Here is a 23,814-nt window from a genome sequence, read left to right on the forward strand (position 1 = left end):
CCAACCCTTACTGGTCGAGGAAGCTCCGCATCTTGCGGCTACGCGACGGATGCTTCAGCTTCCGCAGCGCCTTCGCCTCGATCTGGCGGATGCGCTCGCGAGTCACCGAGAATTGCTGGCCGACTTCCTCAAGCGTGTGATCGGTGTTCATGCCGATGCCGAAGCGCATGCGCAGCACGCGCTCCTCACGCGGTGTCAGCGACGCCAGCACCCGCGTGACCGTCTCCTTCAAGTTCGCCTGGATCGCGGCATCCACCGGGATGATCGCGTTCTTGTCCTCGATGAAGTCGCCGAGATGCGAATCTTCCTCGTCGCCGATCGGCGTTTCGAGGCTGATCGGCTCCTTGGCGATCTTCATCACCTTGCGCACCTTCTCCAGCGGCATGGAGAGGCGCTCGGCCATCTCCTCCGGGGTCGGCTCGCGGCCCTGCTCGTGGAGGAACTGGCGGCTGGTGCGAACCAGCTTGTTGATCGTCTCGATCATGTGGACCGGGATGCGGATGGTCCGCGCCTGATCCGCGATCGAGCGGGTGATCGCCTGGCGGATCCACCACGTCGCGTACGTGCTGAACTTGTAGCCGCGGCGATACTCGAACTTGTCGACCGCCTTCATCAGGCCGATATTGCCCTCCTGGATGAGATCCAGGAACTGCAGGCCGCGGTTCGTGTATTTCTTGGCGATCGAGATCACCAGCCGCAGGTTCGCCTCGACCATCTCCTTCTTGGCGATGCGCGCCTCGCGCTCGCCCTTCTGGACCATGTTGACGATCCGGCGGAACTCGGTGAGCGCCATGCCGGTCTGCTGCGTGATGTCGGCGATCTCGGCGCGAATGCGCTCGACCGCTTCGCCCTCGTTCGCGACGAACGCGGTCCACTTCTTGTCGACCTTGTTGACCGTCGTCAGCCAGTTCTCGTCGATCTCATGACCGATATAGCGATCGAGGAAGTCCTTGCGCGGCACCTTGTGGCGCTCGGCAAGGCGCAGCATCTGGCCGCCCAGCGCGGTCAGGCGACGGTTATAGGCATAGAGCTGATCGACCAGATATTCGATCTTGGCGTTGTGGAACTGGACGCTCTCGACTTCCGCCGTGAGCTCCTCGCGCAGCTTCTGGTATTTACGCTCGTCGGCAGCCGAGAAATCGCCGCCGATGCCCATCGCGTCGACGCGCGACTGCTGAATCTTGCTGAACTTCTTGTAGAGCGCGGTGATACTGGCGAACCGCTCGAGCGCGATCGGCTTGAGCTGTTCCTCCATCTGCGCGAGGCTGAGGGTGTTGTCCTCCTCCTCGTCGTCCGATGCGCGGGGAGCACGGCGCTCGCCGTCCTCGTCCTCGTCGGCGGACGGCTCTTCGGGCTCGGCCTCTTCCTTGAACGAGGGGCCTGCGTTCTTCTCGCTGATCTCGCCGTCGTCGGCTTCGCCGTCCTCGGCCATCGCTTCCGGCGCGGGGTCCTTCGACAGCATCGCGTCGAGATCCATGATCTCGCGCAGCTGCATCGTGCCCTCGTTCAGCGCGGTCGACCAGTCGATGATCGCGTTGAAGGTGATCGGCGATTCGCAGAGACCGAGGATCATCGTGTCGCGACCCGCCTCGATACGCTTGGCGATCGCGATCTCGCCCTCGCGGCTGAGCAGCTCGACCGCGCCCATCTCGCGCAGGTACATGCGGACCGGATCGTCGGTGCGATCGATGGTCTCTTTCTTCTTTTCGATCGCGGGGCCTGTGTCGGCATCCGCGTCGGCGGCCTCCGGCTCGTCCTCGTCATCCTTGGCGGGCTCGGTCTCGCCGTCCTCGCCAGCTTCGTCATTCTCGACGATGTTGATGCCCATCTCGCTCAGCGCGGCGCTGATGTCCTCGATCTGGTCGGACGACATCTCGCCCTGCGGCAGCGCTTCGTTGAGCTGCTCATAGGTGATGTAGCCGCGCTTCTTGGCGCGCGCGATGACCTTCTTGATCGACGCATCGTTCATGTCGATCAGCGGCGCATCGCCGGTTTCGTTCGTCTCGGCGGGTTCCGCCATGTTCGCCTTAGCCATCAATCGCCCTCGGTACCCAACGCTCGGGCGTCTTCGTTCGACTGTACAAGATTTGCAAGTCGGACTTCCAACGCCTGTTTCTCTCTTACCATAGCCACTTGTCGTTCGAACGCATCTTCGGTGAAGTGCGTCTGCATCGCCGCGGTCGCCTGCTTGAGTGCCGCGTCTACCTCAGGGCGGGCGACCATGATCGCGATCGCCTCGTCGAGGTCGGCACGGACGCGGGCTGGATCGGCCGTGGTCTGCGTGAACGAATAGGGCATCGTATCGGCTCTCAACAGGTCACTCGCGACTGAATTGAAACCGGACCTCGCCAATATGGTGAGCAAGCGCCCGCTATCAAGCTTCTGGTCCTCAAGTGCAACATCTACGACCGCTTCGAACAATCGCCCGAGCGCACCGTCGATCATTTGGAGGGAGCCGAGCACCTCCATGTGGCGCGCGATCTCGACCGGGTGGCGGATCAGGCCGGCGAGCACCGCCTTCGCCAAGACGCGGTCGATGCCGGTGGCGAGGAAGGCCTTCGCGTCTTCGGTGACGGGCGCGGCGGGGGGCTTCCAGCCGCCTTTGGGGCGCTCGCCGCGGGGGACGAAGGGAGCGCGGACGGGTTTGAAGTGCTCGTAGAAGCGGTTCTTGAACTCGGCGTGGTATTGCTGCTTCACCGACGGGTCGGCGATGCCTTCCGCGAGTTCGTGGAGGCGGCGCTTGAGGCCGGCGCGCTGTTCGGGGGTGTCGAGCGCCTCGGCGGCGACTTCGGACGCCCAGAGCCGGTCGACGAGCTGTTCGGGGGTTTTCAGCAACGCCTCGAACGCCCCGGGGCCGCCGGCGCGGACGAGGTCGTCGGGGTCCTGGCCTTGCGGGAGCGTGACGAAGGCGAGGCTGCGGCCGGGCGCCAGTAGCGGGAGCGCGCGGTGGGCGGCTCGGAGCGACGCCTTCTGGCCGGCGCCGTCGCCGTCGAAGCAGAGCAGGGGGACGTCGACCATCCGCCACAGTCGTTCGAGTTGTGCTTCGGTGAGGGCCGTGCCGAGCGGGGCGACCGCTTCGCCGAAGCCGGCCTGGGCGAGCGCGATGACATCCATATAGCCCTCGACCACCAGCACGCGGCCGGATTTGCGCGAGGCGGGGGCGGCCTTGTCGAGATTGTAGAGCGTGCGGCCCTTGTCGAAGAGCGGGGTGTCGGGGGAGTTGAGGTATTTGGGCTCGCCGCCGTCGAGCACGCGCCCGCCGAACGCGATCGTCCGCCCGCGGGGGTCGCGGATCGGGATCATCAGGCGGCCGCGGAACCGGTCGTACGGGTCCTTGCCCTCGACCGAGATGAGCATGCCGGACTCGACCAGCATAGGGTCGCCGTAGTCCTTCAGCGCGGTCTTGAGCTTGCCGCGGCTGTCGGGGGCGAACCCCATGCCGAACGCGCGCGCCGTCTCGGGCCTGATCCCGCGGCGGTCGAGGAGGGCGCGGGCTTCGGTGCCGGGGAGGCCGTTGAGCTGCTCGGTGAACCAGTCGGCGGCGTCGGACATGACCTCGTGCAGGCCCTTGGCGCGCTCGGCCTTGGCGGCGGACTGGCGGTCCATCGCGGGCATGTCCATCCCGGCGGCCTGGGCGAGCTCCTTGACCGCATCCATGAAGGGGAGGCCGCGCTGGTCGGTCATCCACTTGATCGCGTCGCCGTGCGCGGAGCAACCGAAGCAGTGGTAGAAGCCCTTGTCGTCGTTGACGTAGAAGCTGGGGGTCTTCTCGTTGTGGAACGGGCAGCAGCCCTTGTGCTCGCGCCCGGCCTTGGTGAGCTTGGTGGTCTTGCCGACGAGCGCCGAGAGCGAGGTGCGGCCGCGGAGTTCGTCGAGGAATTGTGGGGTTAGGGCCATCTAACTCGCCCCGCCCACGACAGAGCTCCCCCGCCCGCTTGCGGGAGGGGGCTGGGGGGTGGGCACGCGCTCGGTTCCGATCGCAGCGTTCAGAATGGTTTCCAGCACGCCGGGCATGTTCGAGGTCAGATCGTTGTTCCAGAAGCGAACGACGCGGTAGCCCGCGGCTTCGAGCTGCTTCGTGCGGGCGTCGTCATGGGGTTGGCCTTCGACATGCTGGCTGCCGTCGAGTTCGACGATCAGCTTGTGCGAGCGGCATACGAAGTCGGCGAAATACCCGGCGATCGGCAGTTGACGGCCGAACTTGAGATCCTGCAGCCTGGAGCCCTTCAACTGCCGCCATAGCATCTGCTCGGCATTCGTCGTGTCGTTGCGGAGGTCTCGCGCCCTCTCGGTTGGTCGGTCCAGACGATGGCGCGGGCCCACCCCTCGGTCCCCTCCCGCTTGCGGGAGGGGAGGAAGAAGGGGCTCGCCCTTATCCATTTACGACAGCGCCGCCTTTACCAGGCCGCTCGCCTTGCTCATGTCCAGCTCGCTGGAGTGGCGTGCCTTCAGTTCCGCCATCACGCGGCCCATGTCCTTCATGCCGGTCGCGCCGAATTCCGCCTTGATCGCCTCGATCGCGGCCGTCGTTTCCGCCTCGCTCATCTGCTGGGGGAGGAAGCGTTCGATCACCGCGACCTCCGCCGCCTCCGCATCGGCGAGCTCCTGGCGGCCGCCCTTCGAGAACATCTCGATCGACTCGCGGCGCTGCTTGACCATCTTCTGGAGCACTTCGACCACCAGCGCGTCGTCGCTCTCGGGCGCCTTGCCGGTGCGTGCCTCGATGTCGCGGTTCTTGATCGCGGCCTGGATCAACGAGATAGCGTTGCGGCTCTGCTTGTCGCCGGCCTTCATGGCGGTCAGCTGCGCAGCCTTGATGTCGTCGCGAATCATGTACTGGTCTTTCAGGTGGTTCGTGCGTAGCCCGACGGGATAGCGCGTCCGCCGTCCGTTTAACAGATTGACGCTGCGGCACGCCGGCCTTAGCGGACACCACTTAGCGACATCGTCAACGTAAAGAGAGTGCCCAGCCTGATGGCCGACGCCCAGCCTATAGCCATGCCTGCCGGAGCAACTGGCGTCCTCGTGCTCGCCAATGGCGACGTGATCTGGGGTCGCGGGTTCGGCGCAGAAGGCAGTGCGGTCGGCGAAGTGTGCTTCCACACCGCGATGACCGGCTATCAGGAGGTGCTGACCGACCCGTCCTTCGCCGGGCAGATGATCTGCTTCACCTTCCCGCACATCGGCAATGTCGGCGCGAACCCCGACGACGTCGAGGCGGACGACCCGCACGCGCTCGGCATTATCGTCCGCGAGGACGTGACGAAGCCGTCGAGTTTTCGCGCGGTCGAGGGACTGGATGGCTGGATGAAGCGGCATGCGCGGATCGGCCTTTCGGGGGTCGACACGCGTGCGCTGACGCGGCGGATCCGGGTAGCGGGCGCGCCGAATGGCGTGATCGCGCATTCGGCGAGTGGCGAGTTCGACGTGGCGGCGTTGCTGGCGATGGCGCGCGCGTGGCCGGGGCTTGAGGGCATGGACCTCGCCAAGGACGTATCGACCGAGATGCATTATGGCTGGGGTGAGGATGCTCCCGGCGGTGTCTGGAAGCTGGGCTTCGGCTACGGGGACAGCTCGCAAGCAGGAGAGGGTGCTTCTGCTCCGCTCACGGGAGGGGTCGGGGGAGGGGCTGACCAATCAGCGCCGACCCCGCCTGAGGCCATGCCCTCCCCCAACCCCTCCCGCGATGCGGGAGGGGAGCAGAAGGCCCGGCCTCACGTCGTCGCGATCGATTACGGCTCGAAGCGCAACATCTTCCGCAACCTCGTCGAGGCCGGCGCGAAAGTCTCCGTCGTCAGCGCCACCGCCAGCTTCGACGACGTGATGGCGCTCGCCCCCGACGGCATCTTCCTGTCGAACGGCCCCGGCGATCCCGCCGCGACCGCCGAATACGCGGTGCCGGTGATCCGCCAGCTGCTGGAGACGGGCAAGCCGCTGTTCGGCATCTGCCTCGGCCACCAGCTGCTCGGCCTCGCGGTCGGCGCGACCACGACCAAGATGTTCCAGGGACACCGCGGCGCCAACCACCCGGTCAAGCGTCTGTCCGACGGCGCGGTCGAGATCACCAGCATGAACCACGGCTTCGCAGTCGAGCGCGACAGCCTGCCGGCGAACGTCCGCGAGACGCATGTGTCGTTGTTCGACGGGTCGAACGCAGGGCTGGAACTGACCGACAAGCCGGCGTTCTCTGTGCAGTATCATCCGGAAGCGAGTCCGGGTCCGCAGGATAGCCTGTATCTGTTCGAGCGGTTCGTGGGCATGCTCAGTTGAAATGGAAGACTTGAACGAAATCTACGCAGCTTGCGTTATTGAGTATGTTCGGCGGGAACCTAAGCAGGCCAAATCGGGACCGTTTTACTTTATAGGAAAAGATGCACGGGACGCGTTCAATCTTCCGTATTCCGAAGAAACATTTACGTCGGCGATCGAAATACTGGAAAATATTGGTGCGCTAAACCGCTATGTCAGACCAGGTATGCAAACCTACTACAAAGTCGATGCGGTAAAATTTGATGATGCCATGAAGCAGGGTGCGTTTGATATTCGGGCCTATTCCACCGGGCAGGGCTTCGGCAATAATAAGGCCTATCCATTTCTCGAGGCGTTTTCTGATATTGGATCAGATTACCTTCACGAGGCACTGGAATCAGTGGAAGATCGGCTAGCTGTTTTAGGCGAGGAAAGCGACGAAGCGGCGGAATCTATATCCATTGACAGCGCATTATGGACCGGCCTCCAAAGCGATTTCACTTTGTCGGAAGAACGACAGAGTACCCTGATAAGGGAGCTAGCTCTTGCGGAGGAACGCCTCGGATCTATTTCTGCTAGTCAGGAGATAAGGGCGCAGGCGCGAGCTTATATCATCGCTGCCAAAGTTCTGTCGGAAGCGCCCGATCCTCCATTTGAATTAATATGGGCGATAATAGGTAAGGCCAATTCGCTGGCCGGTATTGCATCGCTTTTCGTTTCGATCATCGCTCTCTTTTCTACGGCGGCTCACTAATGCCAAAACGCACCGACATCTCCTCGATCCTCGTCATCGGCGCAGGACCCATCGTCATCGGCCAGGCGTGCGAGTTCGATTATTCGGGCACGCAGGCGATCAAGGCGTTGAAGGAGGAGGGCTATCGTATCGTCCTCGTCAATTCGAACCCCGCCACGATCATGACCGATCCCGAGCTGGCCGACGCGACCTATGTCGAGCCGATCACGCCCGCGATCGTCGCCAAGATCATCGAGAAGGAGCGCCCGGACGCGATCCTGCCGACGATGGGCGGGCAGACCGCGCTGAATACCGCGCTCGCGCTGTTCCATGACGGTACGCTCGAGAAGTTCGGCGTGACGATGATCGGGGCGGATGCCGATGCGATCGACATGGCGGAGGACCGGCTGAAGTTCCGCGACGCGATGGACCGGATCGGGCTGGAAAGCGCGCGCTCGGCGATCGCCCATACTGTCGAGGAAGCGCTCGAAGGCCTTGAGAAGACGGGGCTTCCGTCGATCATCCGGCCGAGCTTCACGATGGGCGGCTCGGGCGGCGGCATCGCGTATAACCGCGAGGAATTCATCGCGATCGTCCGCAACGGGCTCGATCTGTCGCCGACCACCGAGGTGCTGATCGAGGAATCGCTGCTCGGCTGGAAAGAATACGAGATGGAGGTGGTGCGCGATCGCAACGACAACGCGATCATCATCTGCTCGATCGAGAATGTCGATCCGATGGGCGTCCACACCGGCGACTCGATCACGGTCGCGCCGGCGCTGACGCTGACCGACAAGGAATACCAGATCATGCGCAACGCATCGATCGCGGTGTTGCGCGAAATCGGTGTCGAGACAGGTGGTTCGAACGTCCAGTTCGCAGTCAATCCGAAGGACGGCCGGCTGGTCGTCATCGAGATGAACCCGCGCGTTTCGCGCTCGTCCGCGCTGGCGTCCAAGGCGACCGGCTTCCCGATCGCGAAGGTCGCGGCGAAGCTGGCGGTCGGCTATACGCTCGACGAGATCGAGAACGACATCACCGGCGCCACGCCCGCCGCATTCGAGCCGACGATCGATTACGTCGTCACGAAGATTCCGCGGTTTGCGTTCGAGAAGTTCAAGGGCGCGTCGAACACGCTCGGCACCGCGATGAAGTCGGTCGGCGAGGTGATGGCGATCGGTCGCAACATCCACGAATCGATGCAGAAGGCATTGCGTGGGCTCGAGACGGGGTTGTCGGGGTTCAACCAGGTCGATCATCTGGTCGGTGCGCCGCGCGCGGAAATCGAGGCGGCGCTGGCCGTCGCGACGCCGGACCGGTTGCTGGTCGCGGCTCAAGCGTTGCGCGAGGGCTTCACGGTCGCCGAGGTGCATGCGATCGCCAAGTACGATCCGTGGTTCCTGGAGCGGATCGCCGAGATCATCGCGGCCGAGGCCGAGGTGATGAAGGACGGCTTGCCGATCGACGCGCCCGGCATGCGCCGCCTGAAGAGCATGGGGTTCAGCGACAAGCGGCTCGCGTGGCTGGCGCTGCAATCCGCCAACCTGCGCGGCATGAACCGCGGGATCGCGCGCGGCTCGGGGCTGATTCACGAGGTCGTCAAGGCGATGACCGGCGGCGTGACCGAGGAGGAGGTGCGGCAGCATCGACTGAAGCTCGGCGTGCGGCCGGTGTTCAAGCGGATCGATACGTGCGCGGCCGAATTCGATGCGAAGACGCCGTATATGTACTCGACCTACGAGGCGCCGAGCTTCGGCGAGCCCGAGAACGAGTCCGAGCCGACCGACCGCAAGAAGATCGTGATCCTGGGCGGCGGGCCGAACCGGATCGGGCAGGGGATCGAGTTCGATTATTGCTGCTGCCATGCGTGCTTCGCGCTGGCGGATGCGGGCTATGAGACGATCATGGTCAACTGCAACCCGGAGACGGTGTCGACCGATTACGACACGTCGGACCGGCTGTATTTCGAGCCGCTGACCGCGGAGGACGTGCTGGAGATCCTGCATGTCGAGCAGCAGAACGGCACGCTGGTGGGCGTGATCGTGCAGTTCGGCGGGCAGACTCCGCTGAACCTTGCGCGAGCGCTCGAGGCTGCGGGCATTCCGATCCTGGGGACGACGCCGGATGCGATCGATCTGGCGGAGGACCGCGAGCGGTTCGCGGCGCTGATCACTAAGCTCGGGCTGTTGCAGCCGGCCAATGGCCTCGCGCGGAGCCGGGACGAGGCGGTCGCGGCGGCGGAGCGGATCGGCTATCCGGTGCTGATGCGGCCTTCGTACGTGCTCGGCGGGCGGGCGATGGAGATCGTCGATACGATCGGGCAGCTCGAGCATTACATCGCGACCGCAGTGCAGGTGTCGGGTGACTCGCCGGTGCTGATCGACCAGTATCTGCGCGATGCGATCGAGGTCGATGTCGACGCGATCTGCGACGGCACCGACGTGGTGGTCGCGGGCGTGCTGCAGCATATCGAGGAAGCGGGCGTCCATTCGGGCGACTCTGCGTGCTCGATCCCGCCTTACTCGCTGTCGGCGGAGATCATCGCCGAGATCGAGCGGCAGACGGTGGCGCTCGCGCATGCCTTGTCGGTGGTCGGGCTGATGAACATCCAGTTCGCGGTGAAGGATGGCCTGGTCTACCTCATCGAGGTCAACCCGCGTGCGTCGCGGACCGTGCCGTTCGTCGCCAAGGCGATCGGTGCGCCGATCGCCAAGATCGCGGCGCGGGTGATGGCGGGCGAGAAGCTGGTCAATTTGCCGAAGATCGACCGGCATATCGACTATTATGCGGTGAAGGAGGCGGTGTTCCCCTTCAACAAATTCCCCGGCGTCGATCCGGTGCTGTCACCGGAAATGAAGTCGACCGGCGAAGTCATGGGAATCGATCCCGATTTCACGATTGCGTTCGCCAAGGCTCAGCTCGGCGCGGGGACGATCCTGCCGACCAAGGGCAATGTCTTCGTCAGCGTTAAGGACGGCGATAAGGCGATGATCGTCGAAGCGGTGAAGGCTCTGGTCGACACCGGTTTCTCGATCGTCGCGACCGGTGGGACGGCGGATCACCTCGCGCTTGCCGGGTTGCCGGTCGAGAAGGTCAACAAGGTGGCGCAGGGTCGACCGCATATCGTCGACCGGATCAAGGACGGCGATATCGCGCTGATCTTCAACACCACCGAGGGGTGGCAGAGCCTGAAGGACTCGCAGCCGATCCGGGCTTCGGCGCTCGGCCAGCGTATTCCGTACTTCACGACCGCGCCCGCTTCGCTCGAGGCGGCGAAGGCGATCGCCAAGCTTTCGACGCACAGCCTTGAAGTACGGCCGCTGCAATCCTATTATTCGCAGTCGCACGACTGATCCCGACATGAGAATGATGTGTGGGCGGGGCTGGTACAGGGCCTCGCGCGGGGAAATGGATTTGGGGACGAGATGATGGCGACCGTCGAAAAGATGCCGATGCTGCAGGAAGGCTATGAGACGCTGAGCGCGGATCTGAAGCGCCTGAAAGCCGAACGTCCGACGATCGTCGACGCGATCGAAGAGGCGCGCGCGCACGGCGACCTGAGCGAGAACGCGGAATATCATGCCGCGAAGGAGCGTCAGGGCCAGGTCGAGGCATCGATCTCGGACATCGAGGACAAGCTGTCGCGTGCCCAGATCATCGATCCGAAGGACCTGTCGGGCGACAAGGTCGTGTTCGGCGCGACGGTGACGCTGCTCGACGAGAACGACAAGCCGGTGAAGTATCAGATCGTCGGCCAGACCGAGGCTAACGCGAAGACGGGGCGGATCTCGTACAATTCGCCGCTGGGTCGCGGGCTGATCGGGCGCAAGCTCGACGAAGAGGTCGAGGTCACGGTGCCGGCTGGCGAGCGTTACTACGTCGTCTCCAAGATCGAGTTCATCTGAGCCTTATGCAATTCTTCGAGACGCGGGCGACGGCGATCATCACGATCGTGACGGTCATCGTCTCGGGATTCCTGGTGCTGAGCGGGTCGCTTGGCTACTGGGCGGTGAATGCCGGGTTCATCCCGTTGCGGATGACCGATCTCGGTATTCCGAGCGAGCACATGTTCGTCGTGCCGTCCTGGGCGACGCCGCTGACCGCGACGTTGATCCATGGGGGCTGGGCGCACATCGCACTGAACCTCGTGATGCTGGTGTATTGCGGGCAGTTCGTCGAGAAGGCGCTGGGGACGGTCGGGTTGGTCGTTCTGTATGTGCTGGGCGCGTATGTGGCGGCGGCGGGGCATTGGGCGTTCGGGCCTGAGTCCACTGCGCCGATGATTGGCGCTTCCGGGGCCATTTCGGCGGTCGTTGGGGCTTATGCGCTTTTGTATGGCGAGCGGCGGGCGCGGGCGATCGGGCCGGTGCCGGCTGGGGTCGTGCATGTCGTGTGGCTGGCTGCGGCTTGGATCGGGATCCAGTTGCTGATGGGGCTGGCTGGGTTTGGGGCTTCGGTCGGGGCTAGCGGGCCGATTGCTATTGGTGCGCATATCGGGGGGTTTTTGGCGGGGCTGGTGTTGGCTCGGCCTTTGTTGCTTTGGCATTACCGGGCCGCTTGAGCCTGCCGGATCCTAACTACCGCCACTCGATACCCGCACACCCCGTTCGTCCTGAGTAGCTGCTGAGCCTGTCGAAGCGGCGTATCGAAGGATGGGTGGGCACTCGGGGCTTGTGCTTCGATCGAGCCCTCGATACGGCTCTTCGAGCCTACTCGGTCTCTACTCAGCGCGAACGGAAAAGGGGGGGCGCCATTTGCGTCTCTCCCTCTCCCGAACGGGAGAGGGCCGTTTCATGCGAAATTGATGGTCAGAGAGGTACTGTCAAATCCGTCATGCCCGCGGAGGCGGGGATCCATAACCTATTTCGTTGCGATCAGGTCGCTACGTTAGCCAGTATGGGTTCCCGCCTCCGCGGGAATGACGGTGGGTGGCGGCTGCTATGCTACGGTCGCGCCCAAGTTTGGCTCGAGCATGCGGTGCAGGTGCACCACCACGAACTTCATCTCGGCGTCGTCGACGGTACGCTGCGCCGCAGCACGCCAGGCCTTCTCGGCGCTGGCATAGTCGGGGAATACGCCGACGAATTCGATCTTGCTCAGATCGTTGAAATCCAGGGTGCGCGGGTCGCTGACGCGGCCGCCGAATACGAGGTGGAGCTTGCTCATGCGCTTGCTTTCCTAGGGAGGGGGTTGCCGCCTCCCTAGCGTGTTCGACCCGCGGTTTGAACCCTTAGGCTACAGGCTTTTGCGAAACCGCCTTCGCACCTGCGGTACCGGCCGTCGTGACGGCCTTGACGATACCCTCTAGCAAGCCCTTCGCCTGGTCGCGTGCATTGTCCTTGGTCAGGCCGAGTTCGCCGAGTTCCGAGCGGCCTGCGTCCTTCGCCGCCGCAGTCGCCGCGACGAGCGTCTCGCTGAGGCGCTTGCCGACGGGGGCGAGCAGTTCCTTCTCACGCGCGGAACGCGGGAGCAGCGCACCGACGAGCGCGCCTACGGCCAGACCGCCGACGAGGATGCCGAGCGGGTTGGATTCGAGATTGTTGACGACACGCTTAGTCTTCTCGCGCGAGACTTCGAGAACCTCGGAGGCCTTGTCGCCGGCGTCGTGATAGACCTTCGACGCGGTCTCGCGGACGGTGTCGAGGCCTTCGCGGAGACGGCTCTCGGTCTCGTGGGCGGCTTCGTTGGCGGTGGTCTTTGCGTCGGTCATGGAAAATGTCCTTCTGGTGGCAAGCTGCTCGCCGTTCAATGCAATGAGGGTTCAACGCGAGCCGGGACTTCAAGGTTTCAAGGCGTTAGCGCCCGCGGCGGAACAGTCCGACGATCCGGTGGCGCGCGAAGAACAGTCCGGCGACTGCAGCAAACCCCGCGGTCGGCCCCGGATTGCGCTTCACGGTCTCGACGCTGGCGCTGAGCGCGGCGGTGCCGGCATCGGCGACGTCGCGGCTAGCGTTCAGCGCGAGCTTTCGCGGATTGAGCCGGTCCTGCAACTGCCCGAGCGTCATCATGACACGCTGGCGGGCGAGGGCCGATTCGATCTCTGCGGCGGCGACTTTGGCGGATGTCATGATACGGGCTCGCTCTTCGTCTGAAGCTTCGACTTGCCGATCATCGCCAGGATCGCCGCCACTGCGAGGACGGCCACCACGACGATGGCGGTCGCCCATCCTGGCCCCACCAGCGTCGCCACCGTCAAGATCGCACCGACCAGCAGTGCGATCAGTGCGGCCAAAGCCAGCACGCCGGCGACCGCAAAGAACATCGCGGCCGACTTGTACGCGCTCGCGGTCTCGCCGAACTTCGCCTTGTAGACAGCGACTTCCGCGGTCGCGAGACTCTTCGTCTCGGTCGCCAGGCGACCGACGATCGACACGAGGCTCTCGTCCTCGCCGGTCGCGAACGTCAGTGGATCGACCAAAACGTCAGACCTTCGAGTTGGCATCGACGCCCGACTGCACCAGTCGCGCGACGACGAAGCCGATGGCGGCTGCTGCACCCACGGCGATGGCCGGCGATTTCCGCACGAGCTCGCGTGCGTCGTCGAACAGCTCGTCGATATCCTTCGCCTTCACCTGGTCGGCGAACCCCGAAACGCTGTCGGCGGCGCTGCGGGCATAGCCGCCGTACTGTGAGCCGAGCTTCTCATCGACTTGGCCTGCGGCGTCGGTCAGCAACTGTGCGACCTGCTCCAGAGCGCCGCTCGCGCGCGCCTTGCCGTCCTCGGCGAAGGTGCGGACCTTGTCGGTCGCCTGCGCGGTGTACTTGTTCGCACCGTCCTTGATCGCCTGCTTCGCGTCGCCGGCCTTGGCCGAGACATCGCCGTTATCGATCGTCTTGCTGAGCTCGGTCCCGACCTCGTTCGCGGTCGTTTTCAGGTCGTTGACGGTGTCGTTTACGCTGGAGTCGGCCATGACGGTCCCTTTCAGAATTGTTACGCCCTCAACACCGTCGTTGGAGCACGGTTCCCGAACCGTCGCGCGATTGCACGACACTATTCTCGGATGTCCGCGCGATTGCCCGATATGGCGTGAGACGGTAGAGGCGGCGCGAACGACCCGGCACCGGGATTTGTAGGAGCATCGTTACGTGACCGCAATCATCGACCTTCATGCACGCCAGATCCTCGACAGCCGCGGCAATCCGACCGTCGAGGTCGACGTGCTGCTCGAAGACGGCAGCTTCGGCCGCGCTGCCGTGCCGTCGGGCGCCTCGACCGGCGCACACGAGGCGGTCGAGCGTCGTGACGGCGACAAGACCCGCTGGGGTGGCAAGGGCGTCGACGGTGCGGTCGATGCGGTCAACGACGAGATCACCGACACGGTGCTCGGCATGGACGCGGAGGACCAGTCGGACCTCGATCGCGCAATGATCGAACTCGACGGTACCGAGAACAAGGGCCGGCTGGGCGCGAACGCGATCCTCGGCGTCAGCCTCGCCGTCGCCAAGGCGGCGGCCGAAGCACGTGGCTTGCCGCTGTACCGCTATGTCGGCGGCGTGCAGGCGCATCTGCTGCCGGTGCCGATGATGAACATCATCAACGGCGGCGAGCATGCCGACAACCCGATCGACTTCCAGGAGTTCATGGTCGTGCCGGTCGGCGCGTCGAACATCCTCGAGGCGGTGCGTTGCGGCTCGGAGATCTTCCACACGCTGAAGAAGGGCCTGAGCGAGAAGGGCCTGTCGACCAGCGTCGGCGACGAGGGCGGCTTCGCACCGAACATCGGCAGCACCACCGAGGCGCTCGACTTCATCATGTCGAGCATCGAGAAGGCAGGGTACAAGCCGGGCGAGGACGTGATGCTCGCGCTCGATTGCGCGGCGACCGAGTTCTACAAGAACGGCAGGTACGACATCTCGGGCGAGGGCCGGATCCTCGAGAGCGCCGAGATGGCGGAATATCTGGCGGACCTGACGCGCCGCTACCCGATCTTCTCGATCGAGGACGGCATGGGCGAGGACGATTGGGAGGGCTGGAAGACGCTCACCGACCTGATCGGCGACAAGGTCCAGCTTGTCGGCGACGATCTGTTCGTGACCAACCCGAAGCGTCTGAAGCGCGGGATCGACCAGGGTATCGCGAACTCGCTGCTGGTGAAGGTAAACCAGATCGGCACGCTGACCGAGACGCTGGAGGCGGTGTCGATGGCACAGCGGGCGAAGTATACGGCCGTGATGTCGCATCGTTCGGGCGAGACCGAGGATGCGACGATCGCCGATCTGGCGGTCGCCACCAACTGCGGTCAGATCAAGACGGGCAGCCTGGCGCGGTCGGACCGGTTGGCGAAGTACAACCAGCTGATCCGGATCGAGGAAGAGCTGGGTGATGCCGCGCGCTATGCCGGTCGCGACATCCTGATTGGGGGCTGAGGGTATAGCCCTTTCGACATCTAACTCTCGTCATTCCCGCGGAGGCGGGGACCCAGATGCTCAAACGGTCGCGACCAGGTCACGAGGTTTGCCAATATGGGTTCCCGCCTTCGCGGGAATGACGGTTGGGTGTATGGAGGGTATACGCACCGGGTAAGTCCAGGATTGGACCGATCTGGAGTACCGGAGGACGACATGGCACGCGTGACGACGAAGACCAGCAAGTTGCGGAAGACGATGCGCAAGGCCGCGTGGCCGGCGCTGGGGCTGACGCTGATGGCGTTCTTCGGCGCGTATGCCGTGCTCGGGCCGAACGGGATGTTCGCGTATGGCGATTACAAGCGCCAGCTTGCTAAGCGGGAGCAGGATTATGCCGCGCTCGATCGCAAGCGTGAGGTCTTGAAGAACCGGGTGGCGTTGCTGAACCCGGATCATGCGAACCCGGATATGGTCGACGAGATGGTCCGCAAGGAACTGAACGTCGCGCATCCGGACGAGGTTATCGTCCCGCTGGGGAACTAGTCTTTCGATCCTCCCCCGCCAGGGGGAGGTGTCGCCGCAGGTGACGGAGGGGGAGGATACGGAACAAAGGTTTCGCTTACCTCCCCCTCCGTCAGGCAAGAGCCTGCCACCTCCCCCTTGCGGGGGAGGATTCAGAAATTACCGACCCAGGAACGTGAGCAGGTCGTTGGTGAAGCGATCGCTCTCGGTAATCGTCAGGCCGTGCGGGGCGCCGTCATACTCCACCAACTGCGAGTCCGCGATGCCCTTGGCGGCGGCGCGGCCGGTGGCGTCGATCGGCACCGTCTTGTCGCTCGTCCCGTGGACGACCAGCGTCGGGACACGGAAGGCGGCCAGATCCTGACGGAAGTCGGTGTGGCCGAACGCCTTGGCGCATTCCAGCGTCGGGTGAAGGCCCGCCTGCATCGCAAGGCTCCAGACCCAGTCGACGACCTCGTCGCTGACCGGCGAGGTGATGAATCCGACGCCGAGGAATTGCTGGAGGAAGGTCTTGAAGAACGCCGGGCGATCATCCTCGATGTTCGCGCCGATGCTGGCCAGCGTTTCCTCGTCGACGCCGTCCGGGTTGTCGTCGGTCTTGAGCATGTACGGCACCACCGACGAGATCAGCCCGGCGGCGACCACGCCCTTGCCGTCGTAGCGGCTCATGTAGCGCGCGATCTCGCCGCCACCCATCGAGAAGCCGACGATCGTCGCGTCGGTGTTCGCGCCGGTGGCTTCCATCACGTCGGCCAGATCGTCGGTCAGCGTGTCGTAGTTGTAGCCGGTCCAGGGCTGGCCCGAGCGACCGAACCCTCGGCGGTCGTACGCGATAGCGCGGAATCCGGCGTGCGCGAGCGCCATCGCCTGCGCGTCCCAGCTGTCGGCGTTGAGCGGCCAGCCATGCGTCAAAATAACCGGGCGACCGGTGCCCCAGTCCTTGACGTAAATGTCTGTACCGTCGCGGGTTTTTACGTAGGGCATGCAAGTCTCCGGTCTGTCTTTGCAGATGCACGTTCAACGGCTCATCGTGCGCGCCGTTCCGCATGCTGGCGTACCAAGACATCGACTGGCAGCATGGCGCCAGACGAATCGGAATTGGAGACAGGATGCGGATCGGACTTATGACGACGGCGCTCGGCGCGGTCCTCGCCTTGAGCGCGTGCGGCCCTGCGCAGACGACCGCGAACACGCAGGCTCCAGCCGCGCCAACGACTGCTGCGAAGGGCGACTGGGCGGGGTTCCGCGATGGCTTCATCGACGGCTGGTTCAAGATCGATCCGGCCAACGCGGTCTATCAGGGCAAGCACGAGTATGACGGCGGCTTGGGCGACTGGAGCGCGGCGGGGCTGAAGCGGCAGGCGGACTTCCTGCATGGCGCGATCGACAAGGCTGGAGCGTTCAAGGACCTGAAACCCGCCGAGGCGTTCGAGCGCGACTATCTGGTGCAGGTCGCCAAGGGGAAGCTGTTCTGGCTGGAGGATGCCGACCAGCCGCACCATAATCCGGCGTGGTATGTGAGCGCGGGGCTCGATCCGAACACGTATATCGCGCGCAACTATGCCGATGCGCCGACCCGGATGAAGGCGCTGACCGCGTTTCTGCAGAAGATCCCGGCGGCGGCGGGCAACATCAAGGCGAACCTCAAGACGCCGATGCCGCTGAGCTACGTCAGTTACGGGACGGCGGCGTTCAACGGGTTTGCGGATTATTATGCGGGCGACGCGGTGAAGGCGTTTGCCGGCGTGAAGGATGCGGCGGCGCAGAAGCAGCTCACCGATGCGGCGCAGGCGGCGTCGAAGGCGATGCGCGATCTGGGGACGTGGACCGAGGGCCAGCGCGCGACCGCGACGCAGGATTTCGCGCTCGGGGCGGACAAGTTCGCGCGGATGGTGGCGATGACCGAGGGCGTCGATACGCCGCTCGACCAGCTTGAGGCGGCGGGTGTCGCCGACTTGAAGCGCAACCAGGCGGCGCTGGCGCAGGCGTGCGGGGTATTCGCCAAGGGGCAGACGATCCTCGCGTGCACGGACAAGATGAATGCTAACAAGCCGGTCGGCGGGCCGGTTGCAGAGGCGCGGCGGCAGATCCCGATTTTGCGGAAATTCGTCGTGGATCACGACCTGGTGACGATCCCGGGGACCGAGCAGGCGCTGGTCGAGGAATCGCCGCCGTATAACCGGCAGAACTCGGCGTATATCGATCCGCCGGGGCCGTTCGATAAGGGCGTGCCGTCGATCTACTATATCTCGCCGCCCGACCCGAGCTGGACCAAGGCGGTGCAGGACGCGTTCGTGCCGGGCAAGAACGACCTGCTGTTCACATCGGTGCACGAGGTGATGCCGGGGCATTTCGTCCAGTTCCTGCAGGCGAACCGCTCGCCGTCGCTCTTCGGGCGGCTTTTCGTGGGGTATGCGTTTGCGGAAGGGTGGGCGCATTATGCCGAGGAAATGATGTGGGAGGCCGGGCTGAACAACGGCGATCCTGAGACGCATGTCGGGCAGATCTCCAACGCGCTGTTGCGCGATTGCCGGTATCTTTCGGCGATCCGCATGCATGCGAAGGGGATGACGCAGGAGCAGTCGTTCCGGATGTTCGTCGACGAGTGTTACCAGGACGAGGGGAACGCGAAGCAGCAGGCGGCGCGGGGGACGTATGATCCGGCGTATCTGAACTATACGATGGGTAAGTTGATGATCCGGAAACTGCGGGCGGATTGGACTGCGACGCGGGGTGGGCGGAAGGCCTGGAAGGCGTTCCATGACCAGTTCCTGAGTTATGGGGGACCGCCGATTCCTTTGGTGCGGAAGGCTATGATGGGGGAGACTAAGGCGACGGCGGCGTTTTGATTTGGGGGCGGTTGCCCCCTATTTCGGACCACCCCGGCGGAGGCCGGGGCCCAATTGGGGAACGTTGCTAACGACGCGCAGTCCTCCGTTACGCCGACCTTTCCAATTAGGCCCCGGCCTTCGCCGGGGTGGTGTTATTTTTAGGGAGATCGTTGGGTCTTCCCAAAAGCTTGTGTCCCCGCGAAGGCGGGGACACAGACTGGGCACCCGCCTTCGCGGGTGAACATTCTTCTTCTTCGGCTTCTTCTGCTGCTCCCTCTCCCCCTTCTAGGGAGAGGGCTGGGGTGAGGGGCTGTTCCGGGCGGAGCGCTGCTTGGCTGCCCCTCACCCCGACCCTCTCCCCGGAGGGGAGAAGGAGTAGGTTACCTCGCTTGGGAGGCCGGCTGCACGTCCTGCGTTTCTTCGGTCGGTGGGTTGCGGATCGAGGGGCGGAGGCGGCTTAGGCTGCATAGGCCTGCCACTAGCGCTAGGCCCGCTGCGACCAGCGGCGGGGTCATGCCGGCGCCTACGCCCATGGCCAGCAGGGCGGCTACCAGGGTGGCGCCGGTGGTCTGGCCTACCAGGCGGACCGTCGAGACGAGGCCGCCAGCCGCAGCCGCGCGTTCGCGGGGCGCGCTGCCGATGATCAACCGTGCGTTCGGGGCCATAAACATCCCGAAGCCAGAGCCGCACAACGCCATCCGCCACGCGATGTCGAAATACCCCGGGTCCGCGGGCATGTAGGCGATCAGCAGCAGCGCGCATATCGAGATGCCCATGCCGATTCCGCCGAGCAATCCGGCCGGGTAGCGATCCGACAACCAGCCGGAGAGTGGCGCGACGAACATGTTGGCGAGCGGCCACGGCGCGATTGCCGCACCGACCTCCGCCGCACTGAACCCATAGGCGTGCGTCAGGCGGAACGGGGTCGAGAGCAGCAGAGTCATCTGCGCGATGAACGCGGTGTAGGCACCGATCGCCGACAGCGCGAGGACGGGCCGAGCGAGCAGGTCGATCGGCAGGATCGGCTTGGTCTCGCCCTGCTCGCGCTTCACGAAGAACCAGCCGATGACGATGCCGGTCGCGACGATCGCGGCGGAGACGATCGGGCTGTCGCCGTGAACCGCGCTCTCCGCACCGCCGATGACGAGGCCGATCATCGCCGCGCACATCACTGCGCCGAGGACGTCGAAGGGTTCGTCGTGTTTCCGCGGTTCGGGTAGCGCGCGGCCGAGCAGCAGCGATGCGATCGCGAACGGCACTGCGCTGGCGAACACCCAGGGCCAGGGGGCGATGGCGAGGACGAGGCCGCCGATCGTCGGGGCGAGTGCCGCGGAACTGGAGACGACGACCGAGTTGATGCCGAGCCCGCGGCCAAGTTGCTTGGTCGGGTAGATCGAGCGGATCAGCGCGGATGAGACGCTCAGTGCGGCCGCGGCACCCAAGGCTTGCGCGGCGCGGACGACGAGCAGGAAGGGAAGGCTCTTGGCGAAGAAGCAGAGCAGCGTCGCGACCGTGAAGAGCAACTGGCCGTATTGGTACATGCGCTTCAGGCCGATACGGTCGCCGAGCCCGGAGAACGGGAGCAGCGCCATCGCCAGGATCAGCTGGTACACCGTGACGACGGTCACCACCGCGCTGCTGCCGACGTTCAGGTCGCGGGCGATCGTCGGCAGCGCGACGGTGGCGATGCCGCCGTCGATGATCGTCAGCGCGGTGCCTGCCGAGATCGCGGCGATGGCGACGAAGCGGCGGGGCTTGGGCAGGCCGTCGGCCGCCGATATCTGGTCCGGTTGCATTGCGGACCGCGATAGACCTCGTCATGTATCGCGCCAAGCAAATCAGGGAGATACGGTGATGCGGGTTCTGGCTTCGATGCTTGCGGCGACGATATTGAGCGGTGGCGCCGGACTTGCGGGCGGTGCCGCGCTTGCCCAAGTCGCACCGATGACCACAACGAACACCGCCGCCGACCCGTATATCTGGCTCGAGGACAAGGATGGCGCGAAGCCGCTCGCCTGGGTGGAGGCGGAGAACGCGAAGACGCTCCCACGGCTCCAGAACGATCCGCGCTACAAGACCTTCTATGCCGAGGCGCTGGCGATCGCGTCGGCGAAGGATCGCATCCCGATGCCGAACCAGATGTTCGGACGGATCTATAATTTCTGGCGCGATGCCGAGCATCCGCATGGGCTGTGGCGCTGGACGAGTGCTGCCGATTACGCGAGCGCGACGCCGAAATGGACGACCGCGCTCGATCTCGATGCGCTGGGCAAGGCCGAGGGCAAGCAGTGGGTGTGGAAGGGGTCGACCTGCCTGCAGCCCGAGGAGCGGCTGTGCCTGGTCGCGCTGTCGGAGGGTGGCGAGGACGCGGTGACGTATCGCGAGTTCGACCTGTCGACCGGCACGTTCGTCGCGAACGGCTTCACGCTGCCGAAGTCGAAGCAAGATGCGAGCTGGGTCGACAAGGATACGCTGCTGGTCGCGCGCGACTGGGGTGCGGGGACGACGACTCAGTCGGGCTATGCGTTCGTACTGAAGCAGGTGAAGCGTGGGGCACCGCTGACCGCCGCGACCGAGGTATACCGGGGCGCGGCGACCGACCAGGGCGCGACGGGCGCGGACGTGCTGACCGACGAGAAGGGCAACCGGCTGGTCGTGATCCAGCGGCGGAAGACGTTCTTCGGCGCGGACAAGCTGGTTTGGACGCCGACGGGGACGCGGCCGCTCGCGCTGCCCGACCGGACGTTCCCGGTGGGCATGATCGACGGGCAGGTGATCTTCTCGACCAGCGATCCGTGGGGCAAGATCCCCGAGGGTGCGGTCGCGTCGGCGCCGCTAGCCGAGGTCGCAAAGGGGACGATCAATCCTACGATCGTGTTCGCGCCGGGGCCGCGCCAGTCGGTCGACGGGATGGCGCTGACCAAGTCGAAGCTGTTGCTGGTGGTGTCGGACAATGTTCGCGGGCGGGCCTCGGTCTACACGCATGGCGCGAATGGCTGGACCGCCAAGCCGATCGCGTTGCCGGACAACGCCTCGATCGACGTGGCGAGCACGACCGATCGTAGCGACGACGCGTATCTGACGGTGACGGGGTTCCTGACGCCGACGTCGCTCTATTCGCTGGATGCCGCGACGGGCGCTGCGCCGAAGCCGATCAAGACGCTGCCGGCCAAGTTCGATGCGTCGAACGATGTCGTCGAGCAGTTCGAGGCGACGTCCACCGACGGGACGAAGGTGCCGTATTTCGTGGTGCACAAGAAGGGCATCACGCTCGACGGGACGACGCCGACGATCATGACCGCGTATGGCGGTTTCCAGGTGTCGATGACGCCGAGCTATTCGGGGAGCACGGGCAAGCTTTGGCTGGAGCGGGGCGGGTCGTATGTGCTCGCCAACATCCGCGGTGGCGGGGAGTTCGGGCCGAAATGGCATGACGCCGGGCGCAAGACCAAGCGGCAGGTGATCTATGACGACTTCGCAGCGGTGGCGAAGGACCTGTTCGCGCGGAAGCTGACGAGCCCGGCCAAGCTGGGGATCTATGGCGGGTCGAATGGCGGGTTGCTGATGGGGGTCGAGTTCAACCAGCATCCCGACCTCTGGAAGGCGGTGACGATCCAGGTGCCGTTGCTCGACATGATCCGGTATGAGGGGATCGCAGCTGGGGCGTCTTGGGTCGACGAATATGGCTCGGTAACGGTGCCGGCGGAGAAGGCGTTCCTCGAGACGATCTCGCCGTATCAGAACATCAAGAAGGGCGTGGCGTATCCGGAGCCGTATATCTGGACGACGACCAAGGACGACCGGGTGGGGCCGCAGCATGCGCGGAAGTTCGCGGCGCGGTTGAAGGAATATGGGCTGCCGTATCTGTATTATGAGGATACGGCGGGCGGTCATTCGGGCGATGCGGATATCGAGCAGGGGGCTCGGTTGCAGGCTTTGCAGATGACGTATTTCACGCAGAAGCTGGTCGGGGTGGCGAAGTAGGGGGCTCGTGTCGCCCGCCGCCACTCCCCGCCGTTCTCCCGCGAAGGCGGGAGCCCAGGGTCACGAACGGTATCGCCTGTGATCCTGGGCCCCCGCGTTCGCGGGGGAACAGTTAGCTCGCGGCATGAACCTAGCGGCAGCGGACCTGACTGTTGTTCTGGTCCACGGCGCGGCCCGCGAGACCGCCTGCGGCGGCGCCCAGTAGCGAGCCGACGATCCGCGAACGGCCGCCGTCGATGACGTTGCCGAGGATGCCGCCGCCCGCTGCGCCGATGATCAGCCCGGTCGTGCCGTCGCTACGCTTGCAGTAATAGCGGCCGTCCTGGCCGGCATAGACGCGGTCGTTGGTCGACAGGACGCGCTCCTGGTAGTTCGAACCTGAGCGATAATAGCGCGAGGGGTCGTAATTACCCTCGTCGCGCTCGTCCGGATACGCTTCCTGATAGCCGCCGCTGCGGTCGGGCGCGGTGCGGTAGGCACCCTGGGGCGCGTAGCCGCCGCGGTTGCCGCGGACCGACTGGTAGCGATCGAATTCCGTCCGGAAGATCTGCAATTCGCTGTCGAGTCGCGCCTGCGCGGCGGCAAAGCGCGCGTCGTCGGCGCTGCTCTGGGCGAGCGCGGGCGTGGCAGCGGACAGGCAGGTGGCGACGACCAGCGCCGCCGTGCCGAGGAATCGGCTCATGATTCAAATCCTTTCAAAGGGTTACGCCGAATGCGGGTGGCGGCATCGTGCTGCCGCCACCCGCCTCAAGTCAACGCAGTATCAGCGGCAGATCTGCACGCGGCGGTTGTGGCGCCATTCGGTGCGGCAGCGGCGGTTGTTGTTCCAGTTGCGACGATCATGGTCGCGACCACGATAGCGACGATTGTCATGACGATCGCCGCGGTGATCGTTGTGGCGATAGTCGCGGCGGTCGCCCCGATGGTCGCGGTGGTCGCCGCGATGATCGTTGTCGCGATATTGCTGGCTGTACCCGCGCTGTGCCTCTGCGGGAGCGGCGGCGCCGAGGCCGAGTGTCGCGAAGGCCAACCCGGCAGCGATGAGATGCGTAAACTTCATGAGATGTCCTCTCGAACCCGACAATCGGGATGTGCCGTTGATACGGCTATCGAGAGACATCGTTCCTGAACGGAGTTGTCGGCTGGCGT

At 64.8% G+C, this 23,814-nt stretch carries 22 protein-coding genes; 9 read left to right on the forward strand and 13 right to left on the reverse strand.

The window, feature by feature from the left end; genetic code table 11:
- Positions 1-7 precede the first annotated feature (7 nt).
- Genes rpoD through AC1MH0_RS16895 form a run of 4 tightly spaced genes read right to left on the reverse strand, consistent with a single transcriptional unit; the run spans position 8 to position 4,833 of the window.
- Positions 8-2,035, reverse strand: coding sequence for an RNA polymerase sigma factor RpoD (gene rpoD / locus AC1MH0_RS16880; protein ID WP_056051057.1), 2,028 nt, complete (start codon positions 2,033-2,035; stop codon positions 8-10).
- Positions 2,035-3,897, reverse strand: coding sequence for a DNA primase (gene dnaG / locus AC1MH0_RS16885; protein ID WP_480963718.1), 1,863 nt, complete (start codon positions 3,895-3,897; stop codon positions 2,035-2,037). The genes rpoD and dnaG overlap by 1 nt, the downstream gene beginning before the upstream one ends.
- On the reverse strand, positions 3,898-4,323 hold the full coding sequence (locus tag AC1MH0_RS16890) for an endonuclease domain-containing protein (protein WP_480963719.1): 426 nt from the start codon (positions 4,321-4,323) through the stop codon (positions 3,898-3,900).
- Between the two features lie 57 nt (positions 4,324-4,380).
- Positions 4,381-4,833, reverse strand: a complete 453-nt coding sequence (locus tag AC1MH0_RS16895; protein WP_480963720.1) for a GatB/YqeY domain-containing protein — start codon at positions 4,831-4,833, stop codon at positions 4,381-4,383.
- 141 nt (positions 4,834-4,974) lie between these two features.
- Here AC1MH0_RS16895 and carA point away from each other — a divergent pair, with 141 nt between their 5' ends.
- The 5 genes from carA to AC1MH0_RS16920 all read left to right on the forward strand — a co-directional run bounded on the left by carA (position 4,975) and on the right by AC1MH0_RS16920 (position 11,543).
- A complete protein-coding gene (carA, locus tag AC1MH0_RS16900) occupies positions 4,975-6,270 on the forward strand; it encodes a glutamine-hydrolyzing carbamoyl-phosphate synthase small subunit (protein ID WP_480963721.1) in 1,296 nt (431 codons plus the stop codon).
- A 10-nt stretch (positions 6,271-6,280) separates the two neighbouring features.
- Entirely contained in the window at positions 6,281-7,003 is a 723-nt protein-coding gene (locus tag AC1MH0_RS16905; RefSeq protein ID WP_480963722.1) for a hypothetical protein, read from the forward strand.
- Entirely contained in the window at positions 7,003-10,335 is a 3,333-nt protein-coding gene (carB, locus tag AC1MH0_RS16910; RefSeq protein WP_060526860.1) for a carbamoyl-phosphate synthase large subunit, read from the forward strand. Before AC1MH0_RS16905 ends, carB begins: the two co-directional genes overlap by 1 nt.
- A 75-nt stretch (positions 10,336-10,410) precedes the next feature.
- The gene (gene greA / locus AC1MH0_RS16915) at positions 10,411-10,887 is read left to right on the forward strand and encodes a transcription elongation factor GreA (protein WP_056052861.1); all 477 of its coding nucleotides are present in this window, start codon (positions 10,411-10,413) and stop codon (positions 10,885-10,887) included.
- Positions 10,888-10,892: 5 nt separating this feature from the next.
- Positions 10,893-11,543, forward strand: coding sequence for a rhomboid family intramembrane serine protease (locus tag AC1MH0_RS16920; RefSeq protein ID WP_480963723.1), 651 nt, complete (start codon positions 10,893-10,895; stop codon positions 11,541-11,543).
- A gap of 377 nt (positions 11,544-11,920) precedes the next feature.
- Here the strand turns inward: AC1MH0_RS16920 and AC1MH0_RS16925 are convergent, their stop codons facing one another.
- The 5 genes from AC1MH0_RS16925 to AC1MH0_RS16945 all read right to left on the reverse strand — a co-directional run bounded on the left by AC1MH0_RS16925 (position 11,921) and on the right by AC1MH0_RS16945 (position 13,893).
- Positions 11,921-12,148 carry a DUF4170 domain-containing protein gene (locus tag AC1MH0_RS16925; protein ID WP_056051043.1) on the reverse strand — a complete coding sequence of 76 codons (228 nt, stop codon included), beginning with the start codon at positions 12,146-12,148 and terminating at the stop codon, positions 11,921-11,923.
- A gap of 64 nt (positions 12,149-12,212) precedes the next feature.
- Complete coding sequence (locus AC1MH0_RS16930) at positions 12,213-12,692, reverse strand: hypothetical protein (protein WP_480963724.1); 480 nt, start codon at positions 12,690-12,692, stop codon at positions 12,213-12,215.
- Positions 12,693-12,777: 85 nt separating this feature from the next.
- Positions 12,778-13,050, reverse strand: coding sequence for a DUF3618 domain-containing protein (locus tag AC1MH0_RS16935; protein WP_480963725.1), 273 nt, complete (start codon positions 13,048-13,050; stop codon positions 12,778-12,780).
- Complete coding sequence (locus tag AC1MH0_RS16940) at positions 13,047-13,400, reverse strand: phage holin family protein (protein WP_235529837.1); 354 nt, start codon at positions 13,398-13,400, stop codon at positions 13,047-13,049. Before AC1MH0_RS16940 ends, AC1MH0_RS16935 begins: the two co-directional genes overlap by 4 nt.
- A 4-nt stretch (positions 13,401-13,404) precedes the next feature.
- A complete protein-coding gene (locus tag AC1MH0_RS16945; RefSeq protein ID WP_056062308.1) occupies positions 13,405-13,893 on the reverse strand; it encodes a hypothetical protein in 489 nt (162 codons plus the stop codon).
- 175 nt (positions 13,894-14,068) lie between these two features.
- Between AC1MH0_RS16945 and eno the strand changes: the two genes are divergently transcribed.
- Together eno and AC1MH0_RS16955 are read left to right on the forward strand one after the other, a co-directional pair.
- The gene (eno, locus tag AC1MH0_RS16950; RefSeq protein ID WP_277983995.1) at positions 14,069-15,349 is read left to right on the forward strand and encodes a phosphopyruvate hydratase; all 1,281 of its coding nucleotides are present in this window, start codon (positions 14,069-14,071) and stop codon (positions 15,347-15,349) included.
- A gap of 195 nt (positions 15,350-15,544) precedes the next feature.
- Complete coding sequence (locus AC1MH0_RS16955; protein WP_055878455.1) at positions 15,545-15,871, forward strand: FtsB family cell division protein; 327 nt, start codon at positions 15,545-15,547, stop codon at positions 15,869-15,871.
- Between the two features lie 138 nt (positions 15,872-16,009).
- Here the strand turns inward: AC1MH0_RS16955 and AC1MH0_RS16960 are convergent, their stop codons facing one another.
- Entirely contained in the window at positions 16,010-16,834 is an 825-nt protein-coding gene (locus AC1MH0_RS16960) for an alpha/beta fold hydrolase (RefSeq protein WP_353470795.1), read from the reverse strand.
- Positions 16,835-16,959: 125 nt separating this feature from the next.
- On the opposite strand from AC1MH0_RS16960, the gene AC1MH0_RS16965 reads away from it, so the two are divergent.
- Positions 16,960-18,699 (forward strand): DUF885 domain-containing protein, encoded by a 1,740-nt coding sequence (locus tag AC1MH0_RS16965; protein ID WP_480963726.1) that lies wholly within the window; start codon positions 16,960-16,962, stop codon positions 18,697-18,699.
- Between the two features lie 362 nt (positions 18,700-19,061).
- Here the strand turns inward: AC1MH0_RS16965 and AC1MH0_RS16970 are convergent, their stop codons facing one another.
- Entirely contained in the window at positions 19,062-20,477 is a 1,416-nt protein-coding gene (locus tag AC1MH0_RS16970) for an MFS transporter (protein WP_480963727.1), read from the reverse strand.
- Positions 20,478-20,535: 58 nt separating this feature from the next.
- Here AC1MH0_RS16970 and AC1MH0_RS16975 point away from each other — a divergent pair, with 58 nt between their 5' ends.
- Positions 20,536-22,665: a prolyl oligopeptidase family serine peptidase gene (locus tag AC1MH0_RS16975; protein ID WP_480963728.1), complete on the forward strand. Its 2,130-nt coding sequence runs from the start codon at positions 20,536-20,538 to the stop codon at positions 22,663-22,665.
- Positions 22,666-22,795: 130 nt separating this feature from the next.
- Here the strand turns inward: AC1MH0_RS16975 and AC1MH0_RS16980 are convergent, their stop codons facing one another.
- Positions 22,796-23,347, reverse strand: coding sequence for a glycine zipper 2TM domain-containing protein (locus AC1MH0_RS16980; protein WP_480963729.1), 552 nt, complete (start codon positions 23,345-23,347; stop codon positions 22,796-22,798).
- A gap of 81 nt (positions 23,348-23,428) precedes the next feature.
- On the reverse strand, positions 23,429-23,725 hold the full coding sequence (locus tag AC1MH0_RS16985) for a hypothetical protein (RefSeq protein ID WP_480963730.1): 297 nt from the start codon (positions 23,723-23,725) through the stop codon (positions 23,429-23,431).
- Between the last annotated feature and the right edge of the window lie 89 nt (positions 23,726-23,814).

The organism is Sphingomonas sp. AP28 (genome assembly GCF_056680455.1).

Excerpts from the sequence above, each read along its gene's own strand:
- AC1MH0_RS16920 (WP_480963723.1), top strand. The coding sequence starts at position 10,893 with ATGCAATTCTTCGAGACGCGGGCGACGGCGATCATCACGATCGTGACG.
- AC1MH0_RS16965 (WP_480963726.1), top strand. The coding sequence starts at position 16,960 with ATGCGGATCGGACTTATGACGACGGCGCTCGGCGCGGTCCTCGCCTTG.
- AC1MH0_RS16985 (WP_480963730.1), bottom strand. The coding sequence starts at position 23,725 with ATGAAGTTTACGCATCTCATCGCTGCCGGGTTGGCCTTCGCGACACTC.
- AC1MH0_RS16980 (WP_480963729.1), bottom strand. The coding sequence starts at position 23,347 with ATGAGCCGATTCCTCGGCACGGCGGCGCTGGTCGTCGCCACCTGCCTG.
- AC1MH0_RS16895 (WP_480963720.1), bottom strand. The coding sequence starts at position 4,833 with ATGATTCGCGACGACATCAAGGCTGCGCAGCTGACCGCCATGAAGGCC.
- AC1MH0_RS16960 (WP_353470795.1), bottom strand. The coding sequence starts at position 16,834 with ATGCCCTACGTAAAAACCCGCGACGGTACAGACATTTACGTCAAGGAC.
- greA (WP_056052861.1), top strand. The coding sequence starts at position 10,411 with ATGGCGACCGTCGAAAAGATGCCGATGCTGCAGGAAGGCTATGAGACG.
- AC1MH0_RS16955 (WP_055878455.1), top strand. The coding sequence starts at position 15,545 with ATGGCACGCGTGACGACGAAGACCAGCAAGTTGCGGAAGACGATGCGC.
- AC1MH0_RS16935 (WP_480963725.1), bottom strand. The coding sequence starts at position 13,050 with ATGACATCCGCCAAAGTCGCCGCCGCAGAGATCGAATCGGCCCTCGCC.
- AC1MH0_RS16945 (WP_056062308.1), bottom strand. The coding sequence starts at position 13,893 with ATGGCCGACTCCAGCGTAAACGACACCGTCAACGACCTGAAAACGACC.
- dnaG (WP_480963718.1), bottom strand. The coding sequence starts at position 3,897 with ATGGCCCTAACCCCACAATTCCTCGACGAACTCCGCGGCCGCACCTCG.
- carB (WP_060526860.1), top strand. The coding sequence starts at position 7,003 with ATGCCAAAACGCACCGACATCTCCTCGATCCTCGTCATCGGCGCAGGA.
- carA (WP_480963721.1), top strand. The coding sequence starts at position 4,975 with ATGGCCGACGCCCAGCCTATAGCCATGCCTGCCGGAGCAACTGGCGTC.
- AC1MH0_RS16925 (WP_056051043.1), bottom strand. The coding sequence starts at position 12,148 with ATGAGCAAGCTCCACCTCGTATTCGGCGGCCGCGTCAGCGACCCGCGC.
- rpoD (WP_056051057.1), bottom strand. The coding sequence starts at position 2,035 with ATGGCTAAGGCGAACATGGCGGAACCCGCCGAGACGAACGAAACCGGC.
- AC1MH0_RS16975 (WP_480963728.1), top strand. The coding sequence starts at position 20,536 with ATGCGGGTTCTGGCTTCGATGCTTGCGGCGACGATATTGAGCGGTGGC.
- AC1MH0_RS16970 (WP_480963727.1), bottom strand. The coding sequence starts at position 20,477 with ATGCAACCGGACCAGATATCGGCGGCCGACGGCCTGCCCAAGCCCCGC.
- AC1MH0_RS16930 (WP_480963724.1), bottom strand. The coding sequence starts at position 12,692 with ATGACCGACGCAAAGACCACCGCCAACGAAGCCGCCCACGAGACCGAG.